The sequence below is a fragment of the Rhizobium sp. BR 249 genome, assembly GCF_047445895.1.
GTDB lineage: Bacteria > Pseudomonadota > Alphaproteobacteria > Rhizobiales > Rhizobiaceae > Rhizobium.
On record NZ_JARWKX010000055.1, the window covers coordinates 1 to 988 of the forward strand.

2 protein-coding genes are annotated in these 988 nt (G+C 61.1%); both read left to right on the forward strand.

Annotated elements, in window-relative coordinates; translation table 11 throughout:
- On the forward strand, positions 1–597 hold a 597-nt coding region (locus tag QD408_RS27115; RefSeq protein ID WP_414141428.1), incomplete at its 5' end, for a 4Fe-4S dicluster domain-containing protein.
- 36 nt (positions 598–633) lie between these two features.
- On the forward strand, positions 634–988 hold a 355-nt coding region (locus tag QD408_RS27120; RefSeq protein WP_414141429.1), incomplete at its 3' end, for an alcohol dehydrogenase catalytic domain-containing protein.

A 988-nucleotide genomic window follows, 5' to 3' on the forward strand; every position in this document is an offset into this window, starting at 1 on the left:
GAAGTGATGACCGTGCAGCTCGACGGCCCGAAGGCCGGCGAAGTGCTGGTGGAGGTCAAGGCGACCGGCGACATCGGCAAGGACCTGAAGCGGGTCAGGAACGTCAAGCCGCTGTGGTCGAAGTTCGGCACGGCGCTCGGCGTGGCGCTCGGCGGTCTCGACATGTGGACCAACACGCTGTTCGGCTTCTCCTTCTTCGGCACGCTTGGTCATGGCAAGACGGATGCGCAGTCATTGGAGCCTGCTGCAAACCACAAGCCGATCGCCTATCCGAAGCCGGATGGCGTTTTGACCTTCGACCGTCTGTCCTCGGTGTTCCTGTCGAACACCAATCACGAGGAGGACCAGCCGGTGCATTTGCAGGTCAAGGACATGGGCCTGCAGAAGCGATCGGAGCACGATATCTATGCCGGTCCGTCGACGCGCTACTGTCCGGCCGGCGTCTATGAGTGGGTGGAGAAAAACGGGCAGGACACTTTCGTCATCAACGCCCAGAACTGCGTGCACTGCAAGACCTGCGACATCAAGGACCCCAACCAGAACATCAACTGGGTGCCGCCGCAGGGCGGTGAAGGTCCGGTCTATCCGAATATGTGACAACCGAAAATTCAATTTAAGAGGAAGGATATCGAAATGGACGTTCGCGCCGCCGTTGCCGTTCAGGCAGGAAAACCGCTCGAAGTGATGACCGTGCAGCTCGACGGCCCGAAGGCCGGCGAAGTGCTGGTGGAGGTCAAGGCGACCGGCATCTGCCACACCGACGATTTCACCCTGTCGGGCGCCGACCCGGAAGGTCTCTTCCCCGCCATTCTCGGCCATGAAGGCGCCGGCATCGTCGTCGACGTCGGCCCGGGCGTCACCTCGGTCAAGAAGGGCGATCACGTCATTCCGCTTTATACGCCCGAATGCCGCGAGTGCTATTCCTGCACGTCGCGCAAGACCAATCTCTGCACCTCGATTCGATCAACCCAGGGGCAGGGCGTGATGC